We start from the raw sequence: 23,345 nt of genomic DNA, 5'->3' as shown, positions 1-23,345 counted from the left end.
TAACAGCGCAACAACGCCCTTTTAGGCGCCTTTCTCCCGGTTCAGGTAGTTGTAGACCGTGAAGCGGCTCACCCCGAGCGCGCTCGCCACCGTCTCCACCCCGTGCCGCACCGCGAACGCCCCCCGCACCTCCAGCGTCCGGACGATCTCCTGCTTGGCCTTGCGGTCGAGGTCGGCCAGCGGTTTCCCGAGCCGGCGCTCCATCGCGGCGAGGATGTGGTCGAGGGAGTCCGCGAGCTGCGGCAGGCGTACGGCGACGGCGTCGGCGCCCGCCCAGGCGAGGACGACGTCGTCGGGGCCCGCCTCGTCGGCCGGGACCAGCTCCCCGCCGATCGCGTCGACCAGCGGTTTCACCGCCGTGATGAAGTCGTCGAGGGGGGCGGCTGGTCCGCTCACACCCCCGCTCGCACCCCCGCTCACACCCCCTCCCCGGCGTTCTCCCCGAGGACGTTGACCTGGAGCGAGACCCGGGTGGCGCCGGCCTGGAGCGCCTCGCGCAGTACGGCGTCCACGGCGCCCAGGACGGCGGGCGCCTCCCCCTCGGCGGTGTTGCCGAACGGGCCGACGTCGACGGTGTCCAGCCCGGCCGCGTCCAGCACCTCGCGGGCCGCGAGCGCGTGCTCGGGCACCTCGTCGAGGTCGAAGGGCTCGGTCGTGAACTCCACTCTCAATCGCACGCGCTCAACCTAACGCGCGGGGGTGCCGGCGCGGCAGCCCTCACTTCGGGCGCCGGCGCCGCGCGCGCTGCCCCGGCGCCTTCTCGTCCCGCACGACGAGGGGCGCGGGGCCCGTACGGTGGCCCGTGCAGCGCGGGCACCAGTACCCGAGGCCGCCGGGGTAGAACCGCCACCCCATCGCGTCGATGTGGGGCACCGCCTTCTCCGACTCGTGGAGGATGTGACCCATGAGGTCCTGCTCGATGTCGGGTCCGGGCTCCGTGATGACCAGCTCGAAGACCGCGCGCGCCTCGCAGTCGCCTCGGTCGCAGCGCAGGTAGAAGCGGACGGGGCCGGGTGCCTTGCCGTCGGACATCAGACTCATACGACCACTGTCCCGGACGGGGGCGGGCGCGCGCAGGGCGTTGCCGAGGCCGCCCGGAAACCGTCACCCCTGACCCCCGTGTGCCAGAATCCCCTTTCCGGCATACGAAAGCGACGCACCCCGGGAGGTGTCGATGAGCTCCGCCGACCGGCGCCACACCGTCAACATCTCGATCCTCTTCACCGACCTCCCTCTCCTCGAACGCCCGGCGGCCGTCGCGGCGAGCGGTTTCCGCGACATCGAGCTGTGGTGGCCGTGGCCCGACACCCCGACGCCGGACCGCCGCGAACTCGACGCCCTGCGTACGGCGATCGGCGCCGCCGGTGTCCGGCTCACCGGCCTCAACTTCTACTCCGGCCGCCTCCCCGGCCCCGACCGGGGCGCCCTGTCGGTCCCCGGCACCGAGTCCGACCGCTTCCGCGCCAACGTCGACGTCGCCGTCGACCTCGCCGGCTCCCTGGGCTGCGGCCTGCTCAACGCGCCGTACGGCAACCGGGTCGAGGGCGTCGACCCCGCCGAACAGGACGCGCTGGCCCTGGAGAACCTCGCGTACGCGGCACGGGCGGCGCACCGGGTGGACGCGACGCTGCTCGTCGAGGCCCTCAACCGGGTCGAGTCACCGAGGTACCCGCTCCACACCGCCGAGTCCGCGGTGGAGGTCGTGAACCGGGTCAACTCCCTTACGGGGCTGGGGAACGCACGCTTCCTGATGGACCTCTACCACCTCGGGGTGAACGGCGAGGACGTCCCCGCCGCGATCGACCGGTACGCCGCACAGATCGGCCACGTCCAGCTCGCCGACGCACCGGGACGCGGGGCCCCCGGCACGGGGTCGCTGCCGCTGGGGACGTGGCTGGACCGGCTGGCGGTGGCTGGATACGACGGGCTCGTGAGCCTGGAGTACAAAGCGGGCGCCGGGGCCTTCGACTGGCTCCGCCGGGCGCCTCACCAGCGTCGTACCTGCGCATAAATGCGTTACCGCACCGGTCGTAGCAGTCGTACGGCAACCTCAAATGAACCTCTGAAGACGCGTCGAGAGGCTTCAACCCGGCCGGAAACAGGGCACATTGAGTGCAGCGGGTCCTGCCGGAACGGGGGCGGCGGGTCCTGCTGACGGGGGACAGCTCGCGGCCGGGACACGGGGGAAACCGGCCGCGAGCGCCGTCGCCGACGGGGGAAGTCGAGGCGGGTTCGGCCTACTCCCCCCGGATCACTCGCCCGACCCGCTGCGACCGGCCCGATATCTCCGGCCCGCTATCCCCCGTACGTCTCCCGCAGCTCGACCTTCCGCACCTTCCCCGACACCGTCATCGGGAACGCGTCCAGGATCTGTACCCGGCTCGGGATCTTGTAGTGGGCCAGGCGGCCCGCGCAGTAGCCCCGGATCTCGTCCAGGGTCGGCGGGTCGTCCGTGTCGCGGGGGATGACGCAGGCCAGGACCTCTTCGCCGTACCGCTCGTGGGGGACGCCGACGATCTGGACGTCCTGGATCTTGGGGTGGGCGTAGAGGAACTCCTCGATCTCGCGGGGGTAGATGTTCTCGCCGCCCCGGATGATCATGTCCTTGATGCGGCCGACGATCTCGACGTAGCCGTCCTCGCGCATGAGCCCGAGATCGCCGGTGTGCATCCAGCGGCCCGCGTCGACGGTCTCGGCCGTCTTCTGCGGCTCGTTCCAGTAGCCGAGCATCACGCTGTAGCCCCGGGTGCACAACTCGCCCGCGCGGCCCCGGGGTTGGGTGACGCCCGTGGCGGGGTCGACGATCTTCACCTCGATGTGCGGGAGGACCCGGCCGACGGTCGCCGTGCGGTGTTCGAGGTCGTCGTCGCGCCGGGTCTGGAGGGAGACGGGGGACGTCTCGGTCATGCCGTAGCAGATGGAGACCTCGGCCATGTGCATCTCGGTGACGACGCGTTTCATCACCTCGACGGGGCAGGGGGAGCCGGCCATGATGCCGGTGCGCAGGGACGTGAGGTCGTAGGACGCGAAGTCGGGGAGGTTCAACTCCGCGATGAACATGGTGGGGACGCCGTAGAGGGAGGTACAGCGCTCCTGCTGGACCGCGCGGAGGGTGGCGGCGGGGTCGAAGGAGGGGGCCGGGATCACCATGCAGGCGCCGTGCGAGGTGGCCGCCAGGTTGCCCATGACCATGCCGAAGCAGTGGTAGAAGGGCACGGGGACGCAGATCCGGTCCTGCTCGTCGTACCCCAGTAACTCCCCCACGGAGTAACCGTTGTTGAGGATGTTGTGGTGCGAGAGCGTGGCCCCCTTGGGGAACCCCGTCGTGCCGGACGTGTACTGGATGTTGATCGGGTCGTCGCAGGACAACCCGGCCTCCCGGTCGAGGAGTTCGCTGCGCGGCACGGGCCCGCCACGCGCGACGAACTCCGCCCAGCCGGGGTCCCCGAAGTACACGGCTTCCCTCAAGTCGGGGCAGCGGCCCCGGACTTGCTCGATCATCGCCCGGTAGTCGCTGCCCTTGTGGGCGACCGAGGCGAACAGCAGCGAGACCCCGGCCTGGTCGAGGACGTAGGCGACCTCGTGCGTGCGGTACGCGGGGTTGATGTTCACCAGGACCGCGCCGACCCGGGCGGTCGCGTACTGCACGAGCACCCACTCGGGGGCGTTGACCGCCCAGACCCCGACCCGGTCCCCCTCGCCGACCCCGCTCGCGAGCAGCGCGCACGCCAGCTCCTCGACGTCGGCGGCGAATTCGGCGTACGTCCAGCGCCGCCCGGACGGCACGTCGACGAGCGCCTCCCGCGAGCCCCAGCGCGCCACGGCCCGGTCGAGGTTGACCCCGATGGTGTCCCCGAGGAGAGACCCGGAACCGGCACCGTGGGCGTAGGACAGGGCGGCCCCCGAAGAGCCGACGGCCCCGGCACCGAGAAGCCCGCCCGGCACCACCCCCGCCGGCCCGCCGCCTGCCACCACGCCCTGCGAACTCCCGTCCCCCGCCCCCGGCTTCACCGGTGGTCCTCTTCCCGGTACTCGTTCGCCGACCCCTCCGCCGTGGCCTCCCGAAGCTCTATCCGCCGGATCTTCCCCGACACCGTCTTCGGCAGCGGCGCGAACTCCAGCCGCTTGATCCGCTTGTAGGGCGCGAGCACCTTCCGCGAGTGCGCGAAGAGCAGCGCGGCCGTCCCGGGCCCGGGCTCCCACCCGGCGGCGAGCACCACGTACGCCTTGGGCACCGCGAGCCGTACCTCGTCCGGCGCCGGAACCACCGCCGCCTCGGCGACCGCCTCGTGCTCAAGGAGCGCGCTCTCCAGCTCGAACGGCGAGATCTTGTAGTCGCTGGCCTTGAAGACGTCGTCGCTGCGCCCGATGTACGTCAGGTACCCGTCGGCGTCGCGGGAGGCGACGTCCCCGGTGCGGTAGTAGCCGCCCGCCATCGCCTCGGCCGTGCGGTCGGCGTCGCCGTGGTAGCCGGTCATGAGGCCGACGGGACGGCCGGCGAGGTCGAGGGCGATCTCGCCCTCGGTGACGCCGGGTGCGCCGGAGACGGGGTCGAGCAGCTCGACCCGGTAGCCGGGGCTGGGCCGTCCCATGGAGCCGGTCTTGAGGGGCTGGCCGGGGCTGTTGGCGACCTGGACGGCCGTCTCGGTCTGCCCGAACCCGTCCCGGACGGTGAGGCCCCAGGACCGCCGTACCTGCTCTATCACTTCGGGGTTGAGGGGTTCCCCGGCGGCGACGGCCTCGCGCGGGGGGGTGCGCAGCTGTGCGAGGTCGGCCTGGATGAGCATGCGCCAGACGGTGGGCGGCGCGCAGAACGTGGTGACCCCGGCCCGGTCCATCTCCGTCATCAGCCGACTCGCGTCGAACCGGGCGTAGTTGAAGATGAAGACGGTCGCCTCGGCGTTCCAGGGGGCGAAGAGGTTGGACCAGGCGTGCTTGGCCCAGCCGGGCGAGGAGATGTTGAGGTGGACGTCGCCGGGCTTGAGGCCGATCCAGTACATGGTCGCCAAGTGCCCGATGGGGTAGGACGCGTGGGTGTGCTCGACCAGTTTGGGGCGGGCGGTGGTGCCGGAGGTGAAGTAGAGCATCAGCGGGTCGTCGGCGAGGGTCTCGCCGTCGGGGGTGAACTCGGCGGAGGCGGCGCCGGCTTCGGCGTACCCGAGCCAGCCGTCGACCGTTTCGCCGACCGCGATCCTCGTGTAACGGCCGGGCACCTCCTCGAACTTGGCGGCATCGGCGGAGCGGACGATGACGTGCCGGACGCGGCCCCGTTCGACGCGGTCGCGCAGATCCGCCGGTCCCAGCAGGGGAGTTGCCGGGATGACGACGGCGCGCAGCTTCATCGCGGCGAGCGCGATCTCCCACAACTCGGTCTGGTTGCCCAGCATCACGAGGACGCGGTCCTCGGCGCGCACGCCCCGCGCGCGCAGCCAGTTCGCGGTCCGGTCGGAGCGGTGCGCCAACTCGGCGAAGGACAGCTTCTGTTCGGTGCCGTCCTCCTCGACGATGTGCAGCGCGGTGCGGTCGTTGCCGGCGGCGATCGCGTCGAACCAGTCGAGGGCCCAGTTGAAGCGCTGGGGGCGCGGCCAGGTGAACCCGGCGTACGCGGTGGCGTAGTCCTCGCGGTGGGCGAGCAGGAAGTCCCGGGCTCTGCGGAATTCCGTAGCGGAACCGGCATACGGGGCAGACGAGTTGGAATCGGCGGAAACCCGCACGGAGAACGAATCCTTCGTCACCATCTGCACTCCTTCGATCCACGGAGAGTGTTCCTCCGGTTCACTCCCGCTCCGTACCGGTCCATTGCCCGGCGGCACTCTGCCATCGTGTAATCCGTGATGCAGGTCTCACTACCCCCGAACGGGGGTGTGCGCGGCGACGGAGCCGTAGAAAGAGGCGGGTGCAGGGTGGGAGCGGACGCGTCGGGAACGACGGAGATTCATGGCGCGCTCGTCCGGCTGCGGCGGACCACCGGATTGCCGGTGGCGTTCGGCGGGCCGGCCGAGCCGGGTCAGCGGCGGATGCGGATCACGGAGATGAGCGGCGCGGCGACGGCCTCGCTGCACGGTCTCGCGGTGACCGCCGGGTACGGCCTCGGCGGCAAGACCCTCGCCCTGGCCCGGCCGATCGCGGTGAGCGACTACTCGGTCTCGCGGCAGATCAGCCACGAGTACGACGTCGCGGTCGCCGAGGAGGGCATCCGGTCGGTCCTCGCGGTGCCGATCGTGGTGCGCCGCCGGGTGCGCGGCGTGCTGTACGGGGCGCTGCGCACCGCGATGCCGCTGGGCGACCGGACGCTGGTCGCGGCGGTGGACGTGGCGCGGGACGTCGAACAGGCGCTGGTGGTCCAGGACGAGGCGCGTTCGCTGCTGGAGGCGGCGCGGCCGGTCACCGAGCCGGGGCGCCCGGCGGACGCGGCGCAGTGGGAGCAGGTCCGGGAGGCGCACGCGGCGCTGCGGGCGCTGGCCCCCCGGATCACGGACCCGCAGCTGCGGGCCGAACTTCTCGCCGCGTGCGGGCTGTTGACATTGAGCACCGAGCAGGCGGAAACCGTAGAAAGCGGTACCACGCTCGCCCCGCGCGAGCTGGACGTCCTCGCCTGCGTGGCGGCCGGCGCGACCAACGTGCTGACCGCCGAGCGGCTCGGGCTGCGGCCGGAGACGGTCAAGGGCTACCTGCGGTCGGCGATGCGGAAGCTGGCGGCCCGGACGCGGGGCGAGGCCGTCGTGGCGGCCAGGCGGGCGGGGCTGCTGCCCTGAGTGGGAGAGTCGGTTTCCGGACAGGGAAGGGGTGGCCGGTGTGAACCATGGCGGACGGGAGAACGCGCGCTGCCCAGGGCGCTGGATGATCATGGATCATTCAGGTAACCGCTTACTGAATTTCTCTATGCTGACGGCTGTTATCTCCCTCACCCGGCCATCTCCCCGAACGTCAAAGAATCGTTGCCTAGAATTTCCCCCGCACACGACACTCGGAGGGGAGCGGTGACCGTGCGACGGGACTTCAAGGAGTCTGCCCGATGCCGCCCCGACCTGGTCATCGGCAGGGACGAGCTGTGGACGTCGGCCCGCGACCAGCTCGCGCGGGGCGGCAGCGTGCTGCTCCACGGGCCGGCCGGAATTGGAAAGTCGACGGTCCTGCGCGCTTTGGCGGCGGATTACGGCGAGAGCGCGCAGACGGTCCTGCGCTGCTCGGCGACCGAGTCCGAATCCCACCTTCCGTTCCTGGCGCTCGCCGACCTCTTCGGCCTGGTCCTCGACGACGTGGCCGGCACGCTGCCCGCCGCCCAGCGCACCGCCCTGGAATCGGCGCTCACCGGACGCGGCGAGTCCACCCTCCAGCGCGACGGCCTCGCCCTGCGCCTCGCCGTCCTGTCGGCGCTGCGCCAGCTCGCCACCCGGGGTCCCGTCCTGGTCGTCGCGGACGACATGCAGTGGCTGGATCCCGCCAGCGCCGAACTCCTCGGGTTCGCGGCACGCCGGCTCGGCGACACCCCCGTACAGCTCCTGTGCGCCGTCCGTACGGAGGGCCAGGAGTACGACCGGCAGCTGCGGCAGTCCCCGCCGGACACGCTCGCGGTGCGGCTGAACGCGCTCTCGCGGGCGCATGTCTCCGCGCTCCTCGACCACCGGGGCTACACCGAGCTGCCCCGCTCCACGGTCCGCGACATCCACCGCACGAGCGGCGGCAACCCCCTGTACGCGCTGGAGCTGGGCCGCGCCCTGAGCGAGATGCCGACGGCGCCGCGTCCCGGCGAGCCGCTGCCGGTGCCGACCTCGCTGCGCGCGCTGGTGCTGTCGCGCCTCGACATGCTGTCCGCCGAGGCCCGCCGCACCCTGCTGGTGGCCAGCGCGGGTGCCCGCCCGACGCTCGCCCTGCTGCACGCGGCGGGCCGCGAGAACGCCGAGGCGGAGACCGCGCAGGCCGCCGCGCTGGGCCTGCTCGCGACGGAGCCGGAGGGTCCGGCCGTACGGTTCGCGCACCCGTTGATCTCGGCCGCGCTGTACGCGGAGGCGCCCGCGCAGGACCGGCGGGCCGCGCACACCGCGCTGTCCACGGCCGCCTCCGACCCGATCGAGCGCGCCCGGCACCTGGCGCTGGCGACGACCGGTACGGACCCGGAGGTCGCCGACCGGCTCTCCGAGGCCGCCGCCCTCGCCCGCGACCGGGGCGCCCCCTCCGTCGCCGCCTCCCTCGGGCTGCTCGCCGCCCGGCACACCCCGCCGGACGCGGCGCCCTCCCCCGACGAACGGCGCCTGGAGGCCGGCGAGGACGCGATCACCGCCGGGGAGGCCGACTTCGCGCGGGACATCGCGCACGACGTGCTGACCCGGGCCACCGCGCCCGCCGACCGGGTGCGCGCCTGGATGATCGTCATCGAGTCGGCCGGGCAGGCGCTCGGCGAGGTCGACGCGGTCTTCCCGAAGGTCCTCGCCGACGCGGGCGACGACCCTCGCCTGCTCGCGCTCGTCCACTACCAGCTGGCCTGGCGGGGCCTGGTCGTCGACGGCGAGTTCCCCGAGGCCCGCCGGCAGTCCGCGCACGCCGCCGAACTCGCCGAACGCGGCGGGGACCGGCGTACAGAACTGATGGCCCTGTCCCTCCAGGCGTCCACCGAGACCCTCATGGGGCATCCGGACGCGCCTACGACCATCAAGAAGGCGCTGCGGGAACCGCAGTTCGCGGATGTCACCTGCCATCACAACGGGCCCGCGATGGCCCGCTTCCGGTGGCTGCTGATGAGCGACCAGCTCCCCGAGGCGCGCACGACCATCACCGCGCTGCTGCGGGAGGTGCAGCGGCGCGGGGTCGTCGAGAGCGAGGTGCACTTCCAGCGGTTCCTGGCCGAGACCGAACTGCGCTCCGGGCACTGCGGACGCGCCCTCGACCTGGCCCGCGAGTCCCTGCGCCTCGCGCGCGACTCGGGGATCGGGCTCGGCGCCTCCGCGATGCTGACGTCCCAGGCGGAGGCGTCCGGCGGCGACGTCGAACGCGCCCTGGACCTCGCCCGCGAGGCCGCCGGACGCGCCGAGGGCGACGGCGACCAGATGTACCTGTCCAAGGCCCTCGCCTCCCTCGGGTACGCCCAGCTGGTCGCCGACGACGCCGCCGGCGCCGTCCAGTCGCTGCGCCGGGTACGGGAGCTGGAGCAGGGCCTCGGCATCACCGACCCCGCGCGCGGGCGCTGGCAGGGCGACCTCGCCGAGGCCCTCGTGCGGATCGGGGAGCCCGCCGAGGCGCAGGACGTCATCGACGTCACCCGCGAGCACGCCGTACGGCTCGGCCGCGAGAGCATCATCGCCGTGCTCGACCGCGCCGAGGCCCTGGTGCGCGCCGCGCACGGCGACCACGACACCGCCCTCGCCCAACTGACGTCCGTCCAGGACCGGCTGGCGAAGCTCGGGTACGCCCTGGAGGAGGCCCGCGCCGCGTTCGCGCTGGCCCGGCTGCGCACCCAGCGGCCCGGTCCGACGTCGTACGACGAGGCCGCCCGCCTCTTCAGGCGGTGCCGGGCCGTGCCCTGGCTGCGGCAGGTCGACGCGGCCCTCGTGTCCGGTGTCGAGACGCCCGCTCTCGTGGAGCGGGCGCCCGCCGCCGACGCGCTGGAGGGGCTCGCCGCGATGGAGCGTCAGGTCGCCGCGCTCGTCATGGAGGGCGCCACCAACCGGGAGATCGCCGCCCGGCTGTTCATCAGCGTCAAGACCGTGGAGGCCACGTTGACGCGCGTCTACCGCAAGCTCGGGATCCGCTCACGGGTGGACATCGTGCGGCTCGCGGCGGGGCGCCGGGCCACCTGAGGGACCGGCGGGTTTACTGCCACCTGCGGTTCGCCACACAGACACCGAGGGTTTTCCCTGTCCGGGTCCCCTAGGGGGTTCCCTCATTGGGGTGAGGGTGTGACGGGCCGTAGGTTCTGTGACGTGCCGCTCGCCCGGGCACACGGGGGTCGGTCCCGCGACCCCCGTGCACAACAACCCCCCACAGCACAGCACCCGCGCGTACTCCCCACGAGCCCCTCCCCCCACGAGGAGAGAACTTGTCCGCGCTCCACCGTGCAAGAAGGGCCGCCGCCGTCCTGGCGGCGACCGCCGCGGCGGCATCGACGATGCTGCTCGGCACCCCGTCGGCATCGGCAGCACCCCAGCCGATCGTCGGCGGTACGACGACCACCACCTCGTCGTACCCGTTCATGATGCAGATCACGGACGCCTCGCAGAACCAGTTCTGCGGCGGCACCCTCGTCTCCGCGACGAAGGTCGTGACCGCCGCGCACTGCATGGTCGGCGAGACCACGAGCAGTGTGCGGGTGGTCGGCGGCCGGACCTACCTGAACGGCACGAACGGCACCGTCAGTCGGGTCACCGACATCTGGATCCACCCGAGCTACACCGACGTCACCAACGGCGATGACGTCGCCGTCCTCACCCTGGCGACCTCGATGCCGTACACCACGGCACCGTACGTCTCCTCCTCCCAGACGGGCCTGTACGCGGCCGGCACCACCGCGCGCATCCTCGGCTGGGGCACCACGTCCGAGAACGGCAGCTCCTCCAACCAGCTGCGGACCGCGACCGTCCCGATCGTGTCCGACTCCAGCTGCGGCAGTTCCTACGGTTCGGACTTCGTCCGGTCCGACATGGTTTGCGCCGGATTCACCTCCGGCGGCACAGACACCTGCCAGGGCGACAGCGGCGGTCCCCTGCTCATCGGGGGCGTCCTGGCAGGGATCACGTCCTGGGGAGAGGGGTGCGCGGAGGCCGGTTACCCGGGGATCTACACCCGGCTGACCACCTTCTCGTCCCTCGTCACCTCCGAGGTCACCTCGTAGAGGTACCCCAGGAGTACGACCAGGGGGTGTTGCGGGCCTCCACGAGCGGCCCGCAACACCCCCTATCCATGCGCCGGTTCCTGTGGGAAAACTGTGACCCATGATGGTTTCCGACGAGCATCTGCTCGCCTTCGCCGCCGTGTCCCTGCTCGTGATCGTCGTACCGGGGCCGAGCGTGCTGTTCGTGATCGGGCGGGCCCTGGCGCACGGGCGGCGGGTGGCCGTGATGAGCGCGCTGGGGAACGTGGTGGGGTCGTACCTGCTCGTCGCCGTCGTGGCGTTCGGACTGGGGTCCGTGGTGCAGGAGTCGGCCGCGGTGTATCTCGCGGTGAAGCTGGCCGGGGCCTGCTACCTCATCTTCCTGGGGGTGCAAGGCGTGCGGCACCGGCGGGAGTTGAAGGTGACGGAGGTGCGCGGTCCGGCGGCTCGCCGCGGGGATCTGCGGACCCTGGCCGACGGGGCGCTGGTCGGGATCACCAACCCCAAGGGGCTCGTCTTCTTCGCCGCCGCGCTGCCCCAGTTCGTGGACCACTCCGCCGGGAACGTGATCGCGCAGATGCTCGTGCTCGGACTGGTCCCGATCGGCATCGGCCTGGTGACCGACACCCTGTGGGGGCTGACCGCCTCGGCCGCCCGCACCTGGTTCGCGCGCTCGGAGCGGCGACTGTCGCTCGTCGGGGGCGCGGGCGGATACACGATGATCGGCCTGGGCGTGACGGTCGCGGTGACGGGCCGGGACTGAGTCCCTACGCGATCACCGTCCCGAAGCGGACCTCGTACGACGTCCCCGGATGCATCACCGCGAGCATCCGTACGGCCTCCTCGGCGACCTCCTCCCGCTCTTTCTCCGTGAGCCGCCCGAACGGCTGGACGGTGAGGGTGTCCTCCGTCAGTCTCCACACGCCGGCGAGGAAGCCGTCGACGAGGAACGTCGGGTGGGCGATGTTGCCGACCCACGTACGGCCCCAGTACTCGGCCGGGATGACCCGGGTGCGGTCGGCGTGGGACAGGAGGAGGTTGTCGAACTCGGGGAGGAAGCGGGGCGGCGCCGGGGTCCGCGGGTCGGGGCGGGGCGCGTCCGGGAGGTCGAACAGCTCGGTGCCGTGCTCGTCGCGGAACCTCAGCAGCTCCGGCTTCTCGGACTTCTCGAACTTTTCGAACGCCGGGCGCAGCCGGGTGAGGCCCGCCCAGGTCTGCATGTCCTTCACCGAGGCGGGGCCGAAGGCGGCGAGGTAGCGCCGGACGAGCGTCTCGGCGTCGTACGCGGTGGTGGTGGACCTCCCGAGCCAGTGCTCGGACGTCGTCAGGGCGACCTGGCCGCTCTCGCCCCACACGCCGCGCGGGGTGACCTGCACCAGCGGCAGGAGGCAGCGGGCGGCGACGCCGAGGGCCCGGGGGTCCGCGTCCGGCCACTGCACGGCCAGCGCCTCGCGGAGCTGTTTGAGCGTGCGGGGCTCCTCCTCCACCAGGTCGCGGGCGAGCGCGGCGAGCCGGCCGAGGTCCACGCCCGTGAGCCCCTTGCGGAACACCGTCAGCTCCCGCTCCCGCGCGGGCTGCACGAACGGCCTCAGCGCGAGGCAGTCGTCCGCCGTGTGCGTGTGGATCGTGGAGCGGAGGGTGACGATGCGTACGGCTTCGCGGCTCGCCATGAGGTGGGCGAGGTCGGCCGGGGCGAAGGCGTCCAGGCGGGCGGCGAGCGCGTAGTACGGGGGTTTGACGTTCTGCGCCTGGAGGCCGACGAGGTGTTCGACGGCGGCCCGCGTTGTCAGGGGCGACCTGCGCAGGAGGAGCTGGCGGTCGAGGGTGGCCCGGTTGAGGGCGCGGGCGTCGAGGACGGTCATGAGGGGCACGGTAGTCCTCGATGAGGACAGGTTCTGTCCTCATTGCCGCCGCCTCGCGTTCCCCCGGCCGCGTATATCCTGCCCGTGATCACCAGGAAACGGACAGAACCGACAGCACCGGGAGGCAGCCGCGATGCCCGAGCGACGCCGTGCCGCGAGGTTCCTCCCGGAACCTGACGCCGCCCTCTACCACGACGGCGTACGCGTCTCCTCCCCCGCGACGCTCGCCGACACCTACCGCGAACTGCGCGCCCGGCCCGACAGCATGGCGTGGATCGGCGTCGCCCGGCCGACCGAGGACGAACTCCGGTCCCTGGCCGCCGAGTTCGACCTGCACCCGCTCGCCGTCGAGGACGCCAAGGAGGCCCACCAGCGCCCCAAGCTCGAACGCTACGGCGACACCCTCTTCGTCGTCCTGCGCGCGGCGCGCTACCTCGACGCCCCCGAGGAGATCGACTTCGGCGAACTCCACGTCTTCCTGGGCCCCGGCTTCGTCCTGACGGTCCGTCACTCCGACGCGCCCGACCTCACCGCCGTACGCCAACGCCTGGAAGAAACCCCGGAGTTGCTGCGCCTCGGCCCCGAGGCCGTCCTCTACGCGATCCTCGACGCCGTCGTCGACGGCTACGCGCCCGTCGTCTCCGGCGTCCAGAACGACATCGACGAGATCGAGACGGAGGTCTTCCGCGGCGACCCCGAGGTCTCCCGCCGCATCTACGAACTCTCCCGCGAGATGGTCGAGTTCCAGCGCGCCACCCGCCCCCTCGTCGGCATGCTCCACGCCCTCATGGCCGGCTTCTCCAAATACGGCACCGACGACGAACTCCAGCGCTACCTCCGCGACGTCGCCGACCACGTCACCCACACCAGCGAACGCGTCGACGGCTTCCGCCAGGCCCTCACGGAGATCCTCACCGTCAACGCGACCCTGGTCACCCAGCAACAGAACGCGGAGATGCGGGCGTTGGCGGAAGCGGGCTTCGAACAGAACGAGGAGATCAAGAAAATCTCCTCGTGGGCGGCGATCCTGTTCGCCCCGACGCTGGTGGGGACGATCTACGGGATGAACTTCGAGGAGATGCCGGAGCTGCGCTGGGCGTTGGGGTATCCCTTCGCGATCGTGCTGATGGCGGTCGTGTGCGTCAGCCTGTACGTCATTTTCAAGCGGCGCGACTGGCTCTGAGTCCTTCTCGCCGGACCCTGCTCCTGTGCGGTCTTCACCCATAATGGGGGTATGGCCTCCCACCCGCAGCACACTGGACCCGAGCCGAGGAACCTCTCCGGCGCGGACGCCGACGACCTCGCGCTGTACCGGGAAAAGTTCCGACGCCGTCTACCAGATTCGCTGGACGAGCTGCACGGGCCGACCGACGGTGTCGTGGAGCTGCCGCTGCACCTGGCATGGTCCGGGATGACCTCGTACGACCTGGGCAAACCGCGCCAGCGCATGGGGCTGTACCGCACCGTCCTGCACGAGGGCCTGCTCGACGACCTCCCCCGCTACCTCGACCGGGATCTGCTCCTCCAGCTGTGGCCCGTGCTGCGCACCCTCGTCGGCCGCACCGTGCGCACCGTGTGGGAGGACGCTTTCCCGGAGCTCGCCGCCCGCACCCGGGCAGCCGCGTGACGGACATGCCGGAGCTGCACACGCGGCTCCTCGCGGATGTGCTCGCTCTCGGCTCGCCGTACCCTCTGGTCCTCACAGGCGGGTATGCCGTGAGGGCGCACCGCCTCGTGAACCGACCCAGCCAGGACCTGGACGTCGCCACCGAGAACCCGGCGCCCATGGCCGACATCGCGGCCACGCTCTGCAGCGGCCTGACAGCCCGGGGCTGGGAGGTGCGGGCTCTGGAGACCGCCCCGCTGTCCGCCCGCTTCACCGTGACGGACCCCGCCAGCGGGCAGGAGTGCGAAGTCGACGTCCTCAAAGAGATCTTCTGGCGGCCCATCGCCCAGAGCCCGTACGGACCTGTCCTCGCCGAGGAGGACGTGATCGGGACCAAGGTTCGCGCCCTCGCCGATCGCGGGGCACCCCGCGACCTGATCGACGTGTTCGCCGCCTCCCGCCGCTGGACGAATACCGAGTTGGAGGAGTTCGGCCACCGGCACGCCCACGGCCGCTTCGAGCGCGAGGACCTCCAGGCGAACCTCACCGGCGCCGAGTGGACCGACGACGAAGCCTTCACGGCCTACGGCCTCGACGCCGCCACGATCACCGCTCTGCGCGCCTGGGCCGTGCAATGGGCCGACGACCTGGCGAGCCGCCTCCTCGAAGAGTGCGGTGACCGCGACATCGACTGAACGCAGCCAGACGAGACGGCATCTGTCAGGCCGCGAATCTGCAAGCACACATAACGACGAAATGCGGCCTACCCGTACGTCTTCTTCCAGCGAGCGCGGTGCCTGCGATCGCCCTGCCCCGCCCCGTTCACGTCGCTGAGCGACAGGAGCGAGACGCCGTTGTTCCATAAACCGAGGTGGTCACGGTGGACCGCGACAACGCCGTTCTGTACTGCGGTCCGCTCAGACGGTCCGGTGAAGTACGTGGTCGTGACGAAGATCGCGACGTCGACCTTGAAGTGGACCCTTGCACCCAGGAGGTCGCGGATCTCGCGGCTTGGGATCCTGTTCTTCGGTGAGTAACGCTTGCACTGAATCACCATGCTCCGGCCATCCGGCAAACACCCCAACACATCCGCGCCATCGTCGTGCGAGCCACCCACACGGCGAACTTCAGTGCATCCATCACGTCGGCACAGTTCCACGACGAAGTCCTCGAACTCTCCTCCCGACATCGTGTCCACCTCGGTGAGGGACCGATGGCCGACCTTGACTGCCTCCTCCCGCCGCCACTGGTGATCATGCCCCTTGGCCAACCGACTCGTGCGCCACAGCCACCATCCGCCGGCGGCACCCCCGACAATGGCGAGGCCGCCGACAAGGTACGGCCAGATCACCTGCCAGAACACGGTGAGCAGGACAAGGCCGCCTATACCGCCGATCACACCCGCCTTGAGTCGCTCCTGGCGGCGCTTTCGTGCGGTCGATCGGCGTCGATTCCGTGCCGCCATCCAAGCCCTCCCCGCCCCGTCCTGAGTGGCAGTCTCGGCAGATACATGGATGCCGTTAAGGGCGCAAACGAGCCAGTGGCTGATGCCAGTTCTCCAGTGGCACCCCCATCGCGGATACCGGTCTGGCCCTGCCCGACCGTGTGTTCGCATCAATTGCCAGTGCGGTCCTCCTGGTTCGTCATCGATCCGGCCTATGCGTCGCGTGTATCGCGCCATTCTCCTGGGACACGTTGCCCTGCCTGTCCGGCAACCTCATCCTGAAACGTTCGCCACCAGCCGAGGGGAGCAAGGTGAACGTATCGCGACGTGCCGCGAATGACCCTGACGTCATTGGACAGACCACTGGTCTGATCGGATTCCTCAAAGAAGTCGTACAGAGTAGCCACAACCGTCTGCGCGACGACCGGCGGTCGCGGGAGCGCCTGTGGCTGGCTGACCTGCCCGTCTCCATACGGCGGCCGTCGGACCGAGTCGACGGCCTGCTGCTCACACTCGATCACGTGCCGCAAACGGCACCTCCGCCCCTGCCGGATGTGCTCGACGGATGGGTATCCGCGGAACGGTGTCAGGATGCGGACGGCGGTGATCCGCCGCTCGCCGTCGAGGGACCTGGGCGGGAGCTGGTTCGCGCCGAGGACGGCCGTCAGTGGTGGGAGGAAGCGGAGGATCGCACCGTCCGCCGCGAAGATGCGGCCGAAGTACTGAGGGGCTACGGTCCGTGGCTTGATCGCTGGCGCCGGTGGGCGGAGCGGGAGCGCACGGAGCGCGCCCTTCGGGAACTGTACGAGCAGGTTTACCACTGGCACCAGAAGCTCACCCAGCAGGATGACCAACTAGAACTCGTTCTGGCCACCGGCCTGTTGACGTGGAGCGACCCGCGTGGCGACGCGGTTCATCGTCATCTGCTCACCCACCGGGTGGAGACCTCGGTGGACCGTAAGACCGCCAGAGTCACGGTCCGTCTCATGACTGAGGGAGCGGTGCGGCTGGAGGACCAGGCTTTCCTCGACACCGATGACGGCTGGGCTCCCGAGCGCTCGGCCGCGCTTGCAGAGGAGATTGCCGCCCAGTCGATACACCTGCTGGGAACGGAGGCCCTGGAGCAACTGGCTCAGTGGCAGGAACGGGTGCTGCAGCGTCCGGTGGCTTTCAGCGCCGAGTGGCAGCCGCCCCGCGAGCCGGAGGCAGGTGCGCGGCTCACCTACACTCCGGCGCTGATAGTGCGCCCGCGGGATCGCAATGCCCTGCTGAGCTTCTACGACCGGATAGCGGACAGCATGGCCTCCGAAGCTCATGCGCCCTTGGGGCTCGCCCAGCTGGTGCTGACACTGGGCCCCGAGGAACGCGCGAATTGGGACGGCCGCGAGATCCCTCCTCTCTTCGGGGACGACCCGCTCTTCCCGGGAAAGACCAACGAACGACAGCGAAGTGTGCTGCGACGGCTGGAGCACGACACAGGCGTGGTGGTCCAAGGCCCGCCCGGTACCGGCAAGACACATACGATCGCCAACCTGGTCTCCGCGCTGCTCGCCCAGGGCCAGAGGGTCTTGGTGACCAGCGCGCGCGATCAAGCCCTGACAGTCCTACGGGACAAACTTCCCCCTTCTATAAGGGACTTGTGTGTCCTCCTTCTCAGCTCCGCGCGGCAGGACGGGGCGGACGAGCTGGAACGCACGATCAATGCCTTGACCGACCAGGTCGCCGCCAGCGACCCTGAGCAGCTTCGGGACGAGATCCGCCGACTGTCCGCACGCCGGGAAGACGTGCGGGGAAAGATCGGCACGCTCACCGAGCAGGTCATCTCCCTACGAGAGGCAGAGGTCTACCGGCACCGTGAAATCGCCCCGGGGTACGCCGGCACCCTCGCCACAATTGTGCAGCGCGTCCGCGACAACGCTGAACGTCACTCCTGGATCGGCCTGGTTCCGGACCAAGGGCCAGCCTCCTCCGTTCCCCCGCTCGCCCCCGCGCAGGCCGCAGAATTGCTGACTTTGGTGCGCGGCGGCGCGGCTGAGCCCCGCGCGGGCGGCACGCTGCCGGATCCAGACACCCTTCCCACCCTCGACGATCTGGCCCAGGCACTCACAGCCAGCCGCGTCACCGATGACGGCCTCTCCCCCGAGGCATCCGACGTTCGCGACCAACTCGCCCAGCTCGACGCTTCCATCACTGATGAACTGACCTCGCTCGCGGGTGACTGCCGCACGGCCCTGCACCACCTCGGTCTGTCGCCGTCGGCCAGTCAGTGGGATGCCGACAAGTGGACCACCAAGGCTCTCTCGGACCGGCTCTCCCGCGAGAATCTCCCGCGGTGGGCTCGCGTGTCCGCACTTGCCGATCAACTCACCGCTGTTTCTGGCCAGTTGGACGAACAAGGGATGAAGCGCGTCATCGTGTCCGATCAGCTCTCCGCCGAGCGGGCTGATGCGATGCTCACAACTGGCTCCGCACTGCGTGACCATGTCGCCTCGGGTGGCAAACTTCGGCCTCGGGGCAGCTTCCGTGCCGCGAAGGCACAGAAGGCCGCCCAAGAGCTCCTCGACACGTGCACCGTAAATGGTCGCTCTCCCGAAACACTGGAGGATCTCGACTCCGTCCTTGTCCACCTGTACGCCCACTCCTCCGTCGCCACACTCGCAGAGCGGTGGGCCCAAGCCGGAGTCCCTATATCCGACGGCCCAGTTGAGCTCCGTCTGGCCTCTCTGGCCGAGGCATACGCACTCCTGAAGCACGTCAATGCGTTCGGCACCGCCCGCGAGGGCATCGACGATCTGCTCGTACGCCACGGCCTGCACATCGCCCTCACCTCCCGTCCTGCCTGGCAGGTCTTCAGCACGGCCCTGGCCGCGCTCTCCGGTCGACGGACGGCGGATGAAGCCATGGCCCAGCTGGTCACGTGGGAGAAGCACCTCCGCACCCCCGTGGAAGGCCCTCGCCCCGCCCCCGAGGCGCTCGCCGCAGCCCAGGCCATCCACGAGCAGGACATCGACCGCTATGCCAAGGAGGTTGAGGCGTTGCGGGAGACTCATCGGCGGGAGCACCGCCGGCGCCGGTGCTCCGTACTTCTGGACAGTGTTCGCAGGGCACACCCCTCGCTCGCCGACCAACTGACGCAGGAGCCCGATGATCCAGCCTGGGAGACCCGCCTGGACGCGTTGGCCGACGCATGGGCCTGGGCGGTGGCCTCCGCATTCGTGCGCCGCAAGCGCACACCGGGCCAGGAGCGTCACCTCGAAGGCGAACTGGCTCAGTGCGAAAGGAACCTGGAGGATCTGACCGGTGAACTCGCCGCCGTCCGGGGTCGGCTGCACTGCCTGGAGCGCATGACGCAGGAGCAGCGATCCGCGCTCCAGGCGTACCGCACCCACATGGCGTCGTACGGCAAAGGCAAAGGCCGGAGCGCAGGCCGCTACCGCGCCGCGGCGCACGACGCCATGCGGACGGCCCAAGGTGCGGTACCCGCGTGGGTCATGCCCATCTCCCAGGTCGCCGAGATGGTGTTGCCCAAGCGCGACGCGTTCGACGTGGTCATCGTGGACGAAGCGAGTCAGGCTGGCATGGACGCGCTGTTTCTGATGTGGCTGGCTCCTCGCGTGATCGTGGTGGGGGACGACAAGCAGTGCGCGCCCTCGCTCAGCAGCATGGGGCGCCACCAGGCAGTCCATGATCGGCTCATCTCCCACCTGCCGGACATGCCTACGAGTCTGCGTACTCTCTACGGCCCCGCAACCAACCTCTACCAGCTGCTGTCCACGTTCTTCCCGAAGGTGATCCGCCTGGAGGAGCATTTCCGGTGCATGCCCGAGATCATCGGCTGGTCCTCCCAGACCTTCTACAACAACAAGCTGCAGCCGCTGCGCCAGTACGGCGGTGATCGCCTTGACCCGCTCGTGACGCACTTCGTCGAGGGGGCCGTCACCCAGGGCCGCGACAGCCGACTCCGCAACCCGCGGGAAGCCGAGGCCATCGTTGACTGTTTGGCCCGGCTGGTGGAGGACCCCGCCTACCGGGACAAGACCATGGGCGTCATCACCCTTCAGGGGCCGGTCGGCCAGGTCAAACTGCTGGAACAGCTGATCAACGAGCGGATTCCAGCGCCGGTGCGCGAGCGTCACCAGATGCGGGTGGGCAATCCCGCTTCGTTCCAGGGTGACGAGCGGCACGTCATTCTGCTGTCGATGGTCGCGACTGACCCGCCACGCATCGCAGGCGGCGCACGCAGCGAACGACAGGCATACAACGTCGCTGCGTCTCGGGCCCAGGACCAGATGCGGCTCTTCTACTCGGTTCCGCCCGACCGTCTGAAGTCTGGAGACCTCCGCCTCAACCTCCTCGCCTACATGGAGAGCCCACCCTCCGCGCTGGCCGACGCCGACGACATCGGCGAGGTGTCGAGCGACGTTCCGCAGAAGCCGTTCGAATCGCTCTTCGAGCAACACGTCTACCTGCGGCTGAAAGCTCGGGGATATCACGTGATCCCGCAATACCCGGCAGGGAGCAAACGCATCGACCTCGTCGTCGTAGGGGCGCGAGGGCGCTTGGCCGTGGAGTGCGACGGCGAGCGGTACCACTCGACGCCCGAGCAGGTCCGGCACGACCAGCAGCGGGATCGCGAACTCCAGCGGGTCGGCTGGACGTTCTGGCGCATCCCCGAGAGCGAGTTCCGGTTCGACCCCGACGATGCCCTGACCGGCCTATGGGAGGAACTGAACCGGCTTGGCATCCGTCCAGCCACGTTCGGCGGCGCCGACGATCGGTCTCATCCCACATCCGCGTCCCCCGGAGTGCAGTGGACCCCTCTCGACCTCTCCTCCGACGAGGAGCTGGCAGAGGACCCGGCGGAGATCGCTGATGGCCCGGACGCGACCGATCCGGTTGCTGCCCTCGGCATGGCCGAAGACGACGAGTCCGATGCCAAGAGCACGGAAGGCGCCACATGACCCGGCAGACCCCACTCAACGTCCTGGACACCAACACTCTGGAGGAGCTGGCCCGCGTCATCTGCGGCGACGACCTCTACTACCGCAAGAGCTATGAAATCGCCCAGTTCCTGGAACGAGCAGGCTGGCAGCAGGTTCCGGAGTACGACGGCTACCGCAAGGACTGGACCCTCGCCCGTCTCGCGGAACGCCGAGACGACCCCACCGAGTTGGAGAAGATCCTCCTCCGACTCGCCGACCCGCGCGAATACCTCGACGAACCAGAGCAGCTCCCCGCGGTTGTCTCCGCGGTCAACGCCTTCCTCATTCATGAGGGCGTACGCCTGGAGAACCCGGGTGGCCGCCCCCGCCTCATCGCCTGCGACCCCTCTCTCGCCCACCCGGGCAACCAGGGCCCGGTCGAACTCAGAGCCGCGATGACGGACCTCATCAACGACCAGCGGATGGCCGGCCTCCTCCAGCATCGCTTGGACGAGGCACGCACCTGCTACGCCAACGGCGCCCACGTGGCCGCCATCATCATGCTCGGCAGCCTCCTCGAAGGTGTCCTGGTCCATGTGGTCCAGGAACGCGACGCGTCACTGCTCGGTAGGACGTCTCCGGATCGCGTCCATCTGGATGCCCTGATCAAGACCTGCCATGAGGCAGGATGGATCGGCGCCGATGTCGAACGCTTCTGTCACGAACTGCGCAAGTACCGCAACTTCGTCCACCCTCGCGCCGAAATCCGCGAGGCTCACGTACCGGACCGCGACACACTGAACATGTGCTGGCCCGTGGTCAACGCCGTCCTGAATGACCTCGCCGGCTCCCGGCCCAAGGCACCCTGACCCATGTGAACCGGCCCGCCCCGCGCACGGCTCGCCGGACGAGCCTCGGCACGGGGCGGTTGTCCGGCATCCCCAGCAGGACTTTTTCCAGCCATCTGACGCCAGGAGCGCACCCTATGCGCACTTGCGTGCGCCCATCGTTCGACTCGTACCTTGCGGCATTGCCCTAAGAACTCGCTGCGATCCACCGGGGAACAGGGGGAACAGGTGTCGAAGTCGGCTGAAGAGGCGCTGGAGGATCTCGCACGGTATGCGAATGTCGCTGTCCACTCCACCTCGGCACTCGCCGGGGAGGTTGGTGCAACAGCAGCCGCAGATGACGAGGCACGCAAAGAGAAGGACCTCGAAGCACTCCGGCGTAAGCCGGGCCTACGTCCATTACCTGCCGCGGATCTCGGTGGCTCGGTTCGCATGACGCCGTGGGACGTTCTGCACACCCTCGCACGAGCCATCTCCTTGGCACGCCGGGGAGCCGCCCGCGGCCTGGCCGAGCACTGGGGCAGTCTGAAGTACAGCTTGGCGCTCAACGGCGGCCCCACATACATGGGACTCTCGGCCGAGGGACGGGACACGGCCGACTACTACAAGGCTCTCCAATCAGGAGAACTCGGAGTCGGATTCGCGCTGGCCCTCGCCGAGCGGATTCTCCGTCGGCGTTACCCGGAGCACTCCGTATCGATCACCCCGGCGGACACAGTCCTCCGAGCGGGCTGGGCCCTGAACAGCAGAGACAAGGGCACCACGGTGGGCTACCGGTACCGTCCGCAGTACTTCGCCGAGGTCTGGAAACCCGGAGAACCATCACGCGTCTTCCCTGTGGTCTCCCGCGGCAACCACGGCAAGGCAAGCGACTCTCACGGCCAGCTCGCGGACGCTTCGATCCACATAGACGGTGTCCGCATCGGCGTCCACAACGAGACACCCGGCCTGATCTTCAGCACACAACTGCCCCTCGATGAGTCGCTTGTTGTGCACGCACTGAATGCCGATGGCACAGACGGATGGCTGACCGGCACGGACACCTTCCCTCTCGGGAACCTGGACGAACGGCTCCGCGACGAGGCATGGCCCCCAGGCATCCACCCACCAGCCGACGACGGCAAGGGGACACCCATGGAACCCGGTGTTCACGTCACCCCTGAACTCACCGGATGGTTCCAGCAAGTCCTCGCGCGTACCTCCGCCGCTGGGCTCACCGCCTTCGCCGGTGACGGAAACTCCGCCGCTCCATACCTCACCACGCGCCAGGGGAGCCGACGTTTCTCCGCCGGCATCACCCATGCGGCCACCGGCAGCGTCCAGGACGCCGCGTACACACTGCTCGACATCCCGTTCGTCGGCACCGACCATGTCTTCCGACTCAACGGAACACGCGTGGAGGCATTCTCCGGAGTCCACGCCGGCCTCTTCACTCACCTGAGCCGCGGCCACCTGCAGCGATACCGCAGCGACGTCCACGCTCTGAGCACCAAGTGGCCTGCGGACACCTGGGACGAGGAGTGGAAGGGCCCTGTGTCGATACACCAGGATGGCTCGGTCCTGGCCATGCACCTGCTGCCCTGACCACGCTTCGTGACCGTGGGAAGTCGTCGAAGGGGCTTCCCGCCATGCCCCCATCGACTACTGGCGGGGAAGGTCTCCTGGGAAGAATCGACCGCGTAACCGCGCAGCAATCCGAAAGATCCAGAAAGATGGATCAGACCAGGTCAACGACGGCCTCAGCGACATCACTGCAGGTCAACGCCACCCGATGGACAACTCAAAGTTGATCTCCTCGTGGGCGTGGATCCTCTTCGCTCCAACGTCGACCGAGACGCAACCACCCCCCTCCGCACGGC

18 protein-coding genes are annotated in these 23,345 nt (G+C 69.8%); 11 read left to right on the top strand and 7 right to left on the bottom strand.

Annotated features, from left to right (window positions below):
* Window positions 1-21: 21 nt before the first annotated feature.
* Genes ACLZOT_RS17615 through ACLZOT_RS17605 form a run of 3 tightly spaced genes read right to left on the bottom strand, consistent with a single transcriptional unit; the run spans window position 22 to window position 1,041 of the window.
* Complete coding sequence (locus ACLZOT_RS17615) at window positions 22-396, bottom strand: helix-turn-helix domain-containing protein (protein ID WP_416969884.1); 375 nt, start codon at window positions 394-396, stop codon at window positions 22-24.
* A 20-nt stretch (window positions 397-416) separates the two neighbouring features.
* Window positions 417-677, bottom strand: a complete 261-nt coding sequence (locus tag ACLZOT_RS17610) for a thiamine-binding protein (RefSeq protein WP_416969883.1) — start codon at window positions 675-677, stop codon at window positions 417-419.
* 40 nt (window positions 678-717) lie between these two features.
* Window positions 718-1,041 carry a hypothetical protein gene (locus ACLZOT_RS17605; RefSeq protein ID WP_416969882.1) on the bottom strand — a complete coding sequence of 108 codons (324 nt, stop codon included), beginning with the start codon at window positions 1,039-1,041 and terminating at the stop codon, window positions 718-720.
* A 133-nt stretch (window positions 1,042-1,174) separates the two neighbouring features.
* On the opposite strand from ACLZOT_RS17605, the gene ACLZOT_RS17600 reads away from it, so the two are divergent.
* Window positions 1,175-2,011, top strand: a complete 837-nt coding sequence (locus ACLZOT_RS17600; protein ID WP_416969881.1) for a TIM barrel protein — start codon at window positions 1,175-1,177, stop codon at window positions 2,009-2,011.
* 284 nt (window positions 2,012-2,295) lie between these two features.
* On the opposite strand, the gene ACLZOT_RS17595 is transcribed toward ACLZOT_RS17600, so the two are convergent.
* Both ACLZOT_RS17595 and ACLZOT_RS17590 read right to left on the bottom strand, forming a co-directional pair.
* Window positions 2,296-3,894, bottom strand: a complete 1,599-nt coding sequence (locus ACLZOT_RS17595) for an AMP-binding protein (protein ID WP_416970063.1) — start codon at window positions 3,892-3,894, stop codon at window positions 2,296-2,298.
* A 113-nt stretch (window positions 3,895-4,007) separates the two neighbouring features.
* The gene (locus tag ACLZOT_RS17590; RefSeq protein WP_416969880.1) at window positions 4,008-5,738 is read right to left on the bottom strand and encodes an AMP-binding protein; all 1,731 of its coding nucleotides are present in this window, start codon (window positions 5,736-5,738) and stop codon (window positions 4,008-4,010) included.
* A 165-nt stretch (window positions 5,739-5,903) separates the two neighbouring features.
* Here ACLZOT_RS17590 and ACLZOT_RS17585 point away from each other — a divergent pair, with 165 nt between their 5' ends.
* The 4 genes from ACLZOT_RS17585 (at window position 5,904) to ACLZOT_RS17570 (ending at window position 11,567) form a co-directional block, all read left to right on the top strand.
* The gene (locus ACLZOT_RS17585; protein ID WP_416969879.1) at window positions 5,904-6,755 is read left to right on the top strand and encodes a response regulator transcription factor; all 852 of its coding nucleotides are present in this window, start codon (window positions 5,904-5,906) and stop codon (window positions 6,753-6,755) included.
* Window positions 6,756-6,980: 225 nt separating this feature from the next.
* A complete protein-coding gene (locus ACLZOT_RS17580; RefSeq protein ID WP_416969878.1) occupies window positions 6,981-9,794 on the top strand; it encodes an ATP-binding protein in 2,814 nt (937 codons plus the stop codon).
* 239 nt (window positions 9,795-10,033) lie between these two features.
* Window positions 10,034-10,825 carry a S1 family peptidase gene (locus tag ACLZOT_RS17575; protein WP_416969877.1) on the top strand — a complete coding sequence of 264 codons (792 nt, stop codon included), beginning with the start codon at window positions 10,034-10,036 and terminating at the stop codon, window positions 10,823-10,825.
* A 103-nt stretch (window positions 10,826-10,928) separates the two neighbouring features.
* Window positions 10,929-11,567: a LysE family translocator gene (locus ACLZOT_RS17570; RefSeq protein WP_416970062.1), complete on the top strand. Its 639-nt coding sequence runs from the start codon at window positions 10,929-10,931 to the stop codon at window positions 11,565-11,567.
* Window positions 11,568-11,571: 4 nt separating this feature from the next.
* On the opposite strand, the gene ACLZOT_RS17565 is transcribed toward ACLZOT_RS17570, so the two are convergent.
* Window positions 11,572-12,666 (bottom strand): winged helix DNA-binding domain-containing protein, encoded by a 1,095-nt coding sequence (locus tag ACLZOT_RS17565; RefSeq protein ID WP_416969876.1) that lies wholly within the window; start codon window positions 12,664-12,666, stop codon window positions 11,572-11,574.
* Window positions 12,667-12,799: 133 nt separating this feature from the next.
* On the opposite strand from ACLZOT_RS17565, the gene ACLZOT_RS17560 reads away from it, so the two are divergent.
* Genes ACLZOT_RS17560 through ACLZOT_RS17550 form a run of 3 tightly spaced genes read left to right on the top strand, consistent with a single transcriptional unit; the run spans window position 12,800 to window position 14,967 of the window.
* Complete coding sequence (locus ACLZOT_RS17560) at window positions 12,800-13,849, top strand: magnesium and cobalt transport protein CorA (protein ID WP_416969875.1); 1,050 nt, start codon at window positions 12,800-12,802, stop codon at window positions 13,847-13,849.
* Window positions 13,850-13,900: 51 nt separating this feature from the next.
* A complete protein-coding gene (locus tag ACLZOT_RS17555) occupies window positions 13,901-14,293 on the top strand; it encodes a hypothetical protein (protein ID WP_416969874.1) in 393 nt (130 codons plus the stop codon).
* Between the two features lie 5 nt (window positions 14,294-14,298).
* The gene (locus ACLZOT_RS17550) at window positions 14,299-14,967 is read left to right on the top strand and encodes a nucleotidyl transferase AbiEii/AbiGii toxin family protein (RefSeq protein ID WP_416969873.1); all 669 of its coding nucleotides are present in this window, start codon (window positions 14,299-14,301) and stop codon (window positions 14,965-14,967) included.
* A 68-nt stretch (window positions 14,968-15,035) separates the two neighbouring features.
* Here ACLZOT_RS17550 and ACLZOT_RS17545 read toward each other — a convergent pair whose 3' ends face one another.
* A complete protein-coding gene (locus ACLZOT_RS17545) occupies window positions 15,036-15,737 on the bottom strand; it encodes a restriction endonuclease (RefSeq protein WP_416969872.1) in 702 nt (233 codons plus the stop codon).
* Between the two features lie 290 nt (window positions 15,738-16,027).
* Here ACLZOT_RS17545 and ACLZOT_RS17540 point away from each other — a divergent pair, with 290 nt between their 5' ends.
* The 3 genes from ACLZOT_RS17540 to ACLZOT_RS17530 all read left to right on the top strand — a co-directional run bounded on the left by ACLZOT_RS17540 (window position 16,028) and on the right by ACLZOT_RS17530 (window position 23,070).
* Complete coding sequence (locus tag ACLZOT_RS17540) at window positions 16,028-20,677, top strand: AAA domain-containing protein (RefSeq protein WP_416969871.1); 4,650 nt, start codon at window positions 16,028-16,030, stop codon at window positions 20,675-20,677.
* Complete coding sequence (locus ACLZOT_RS17535; RefSeq protein ID WP_416969870.1) at window positions 20,674-21,507, top strand: hypothetical protein; 834 nt, start codon at window positions 20,674-20,676, stop codon at window positions 21,505-21,507. The genes ACLZOT_RS17540 and ACLZOT_RS17535 overlap by 4 nt, the downstream gene beginning before the upstream one ends.
* A 207-nt stretch (window positions 21,508-21,714) precedes the next feature.
* Window positions 21,715-23,070: a hypothetical protein gene (locus ACLZOT_RS17530; protein ID WP_416969869.1), complete on the top strand. Its 1,356-nt coding sequence runs from the start codon at window positions 21,715-21,717 to the stop codon at window positions 23,068-23,070.
* The last annotated feature ends 275 nt before the right edge of the window (window positions 23,071-23,345 follow it).

Source organism: Streptomyces sp. 4F14 (genome assembly GCF_048159485.1).
In the GTDB taxonomy this organism is placed as follows: Bacteria; Actinomycetota; Actinomycetes; order Streptomycetales; family Streptomycetaceae; genus Streptomyces.
Note: the sequence above shows the minus strand (reverse complement) of the source record. Positions and strands in the feature narration are given on the sequence as shown.

Coding starts and splice junctions, on each gene's coding strand:
- ACLZOT_RS17605 (WP_416969882.1), bottom strand. CDS start 1,041: ATGAGTCTGATGTCCGACGGCAAGGCACCCGGCCCCGTCCGCTTCTAC.
- ACLZOT_RS17600 (WP_416969881.1), top strand. CDS start 1,175: ATGAGCTCCGCCGACCGGCGCCACACCGTCAACATCTCGATCCTCTTC.
- ACLZOT_RS17590 (WP_416969880.1), bottom strand. CDS start 5,738: ATGGTGACGAAGGATTCGTTCTCCGTGCGGGTTTCCGCCGATTCCAAC.
- ACLZOT_RS17570 (WP_416970062.1), top strand. CDS start 10,929: ATGGTTTCCGACGAGCATCTGCTCGCCTTCGCCGCCGTGTCCCTGCTC.
- ACLZOT_RS17565 (WP_416969876.1), bottom strand. CDS start 12,666: ATGACCGTCCTCGACGCCCGCGCCCTCAACCGGGCCACCCTCGACCGC.
- ACLZOT_RS17560 (WP_416969875.1), top strand. CDS start 12,800: ATGCCCGAGCGACGCCGTGCCGCGAGGTTCCTCCCGGAACCTGACGCC.
- ACLZOT_RS17555 (WP_416969874.1), top strand. CDS start 13,901: ATGGCCTCCCACCCGCAGCACACTGGACCCGAGCCGAGGAACCTCTCC.
- ACLZOT_RS17550 (WP_416969873.1), top strand. CDS start 14,299: ATGCCGGAGCTGCACACGCGGCTCCTCGCGGATGTGCTCGCTCTCGGC.
- ACLZOT_RS17545 (WP_416969872.1), bottom strand. CDS start 15,737: ATGGCGGCACGGAATCGACGCCGATCGACCGCACGAAAGCGCCGCCAG.
- ACLZOT_RS17535 (WP_416969870.1), top strand. CDS start 20,674: ATGACCCGGCAGACCCCACTCAACGTCCTGGACACCAACACTCTGGAG.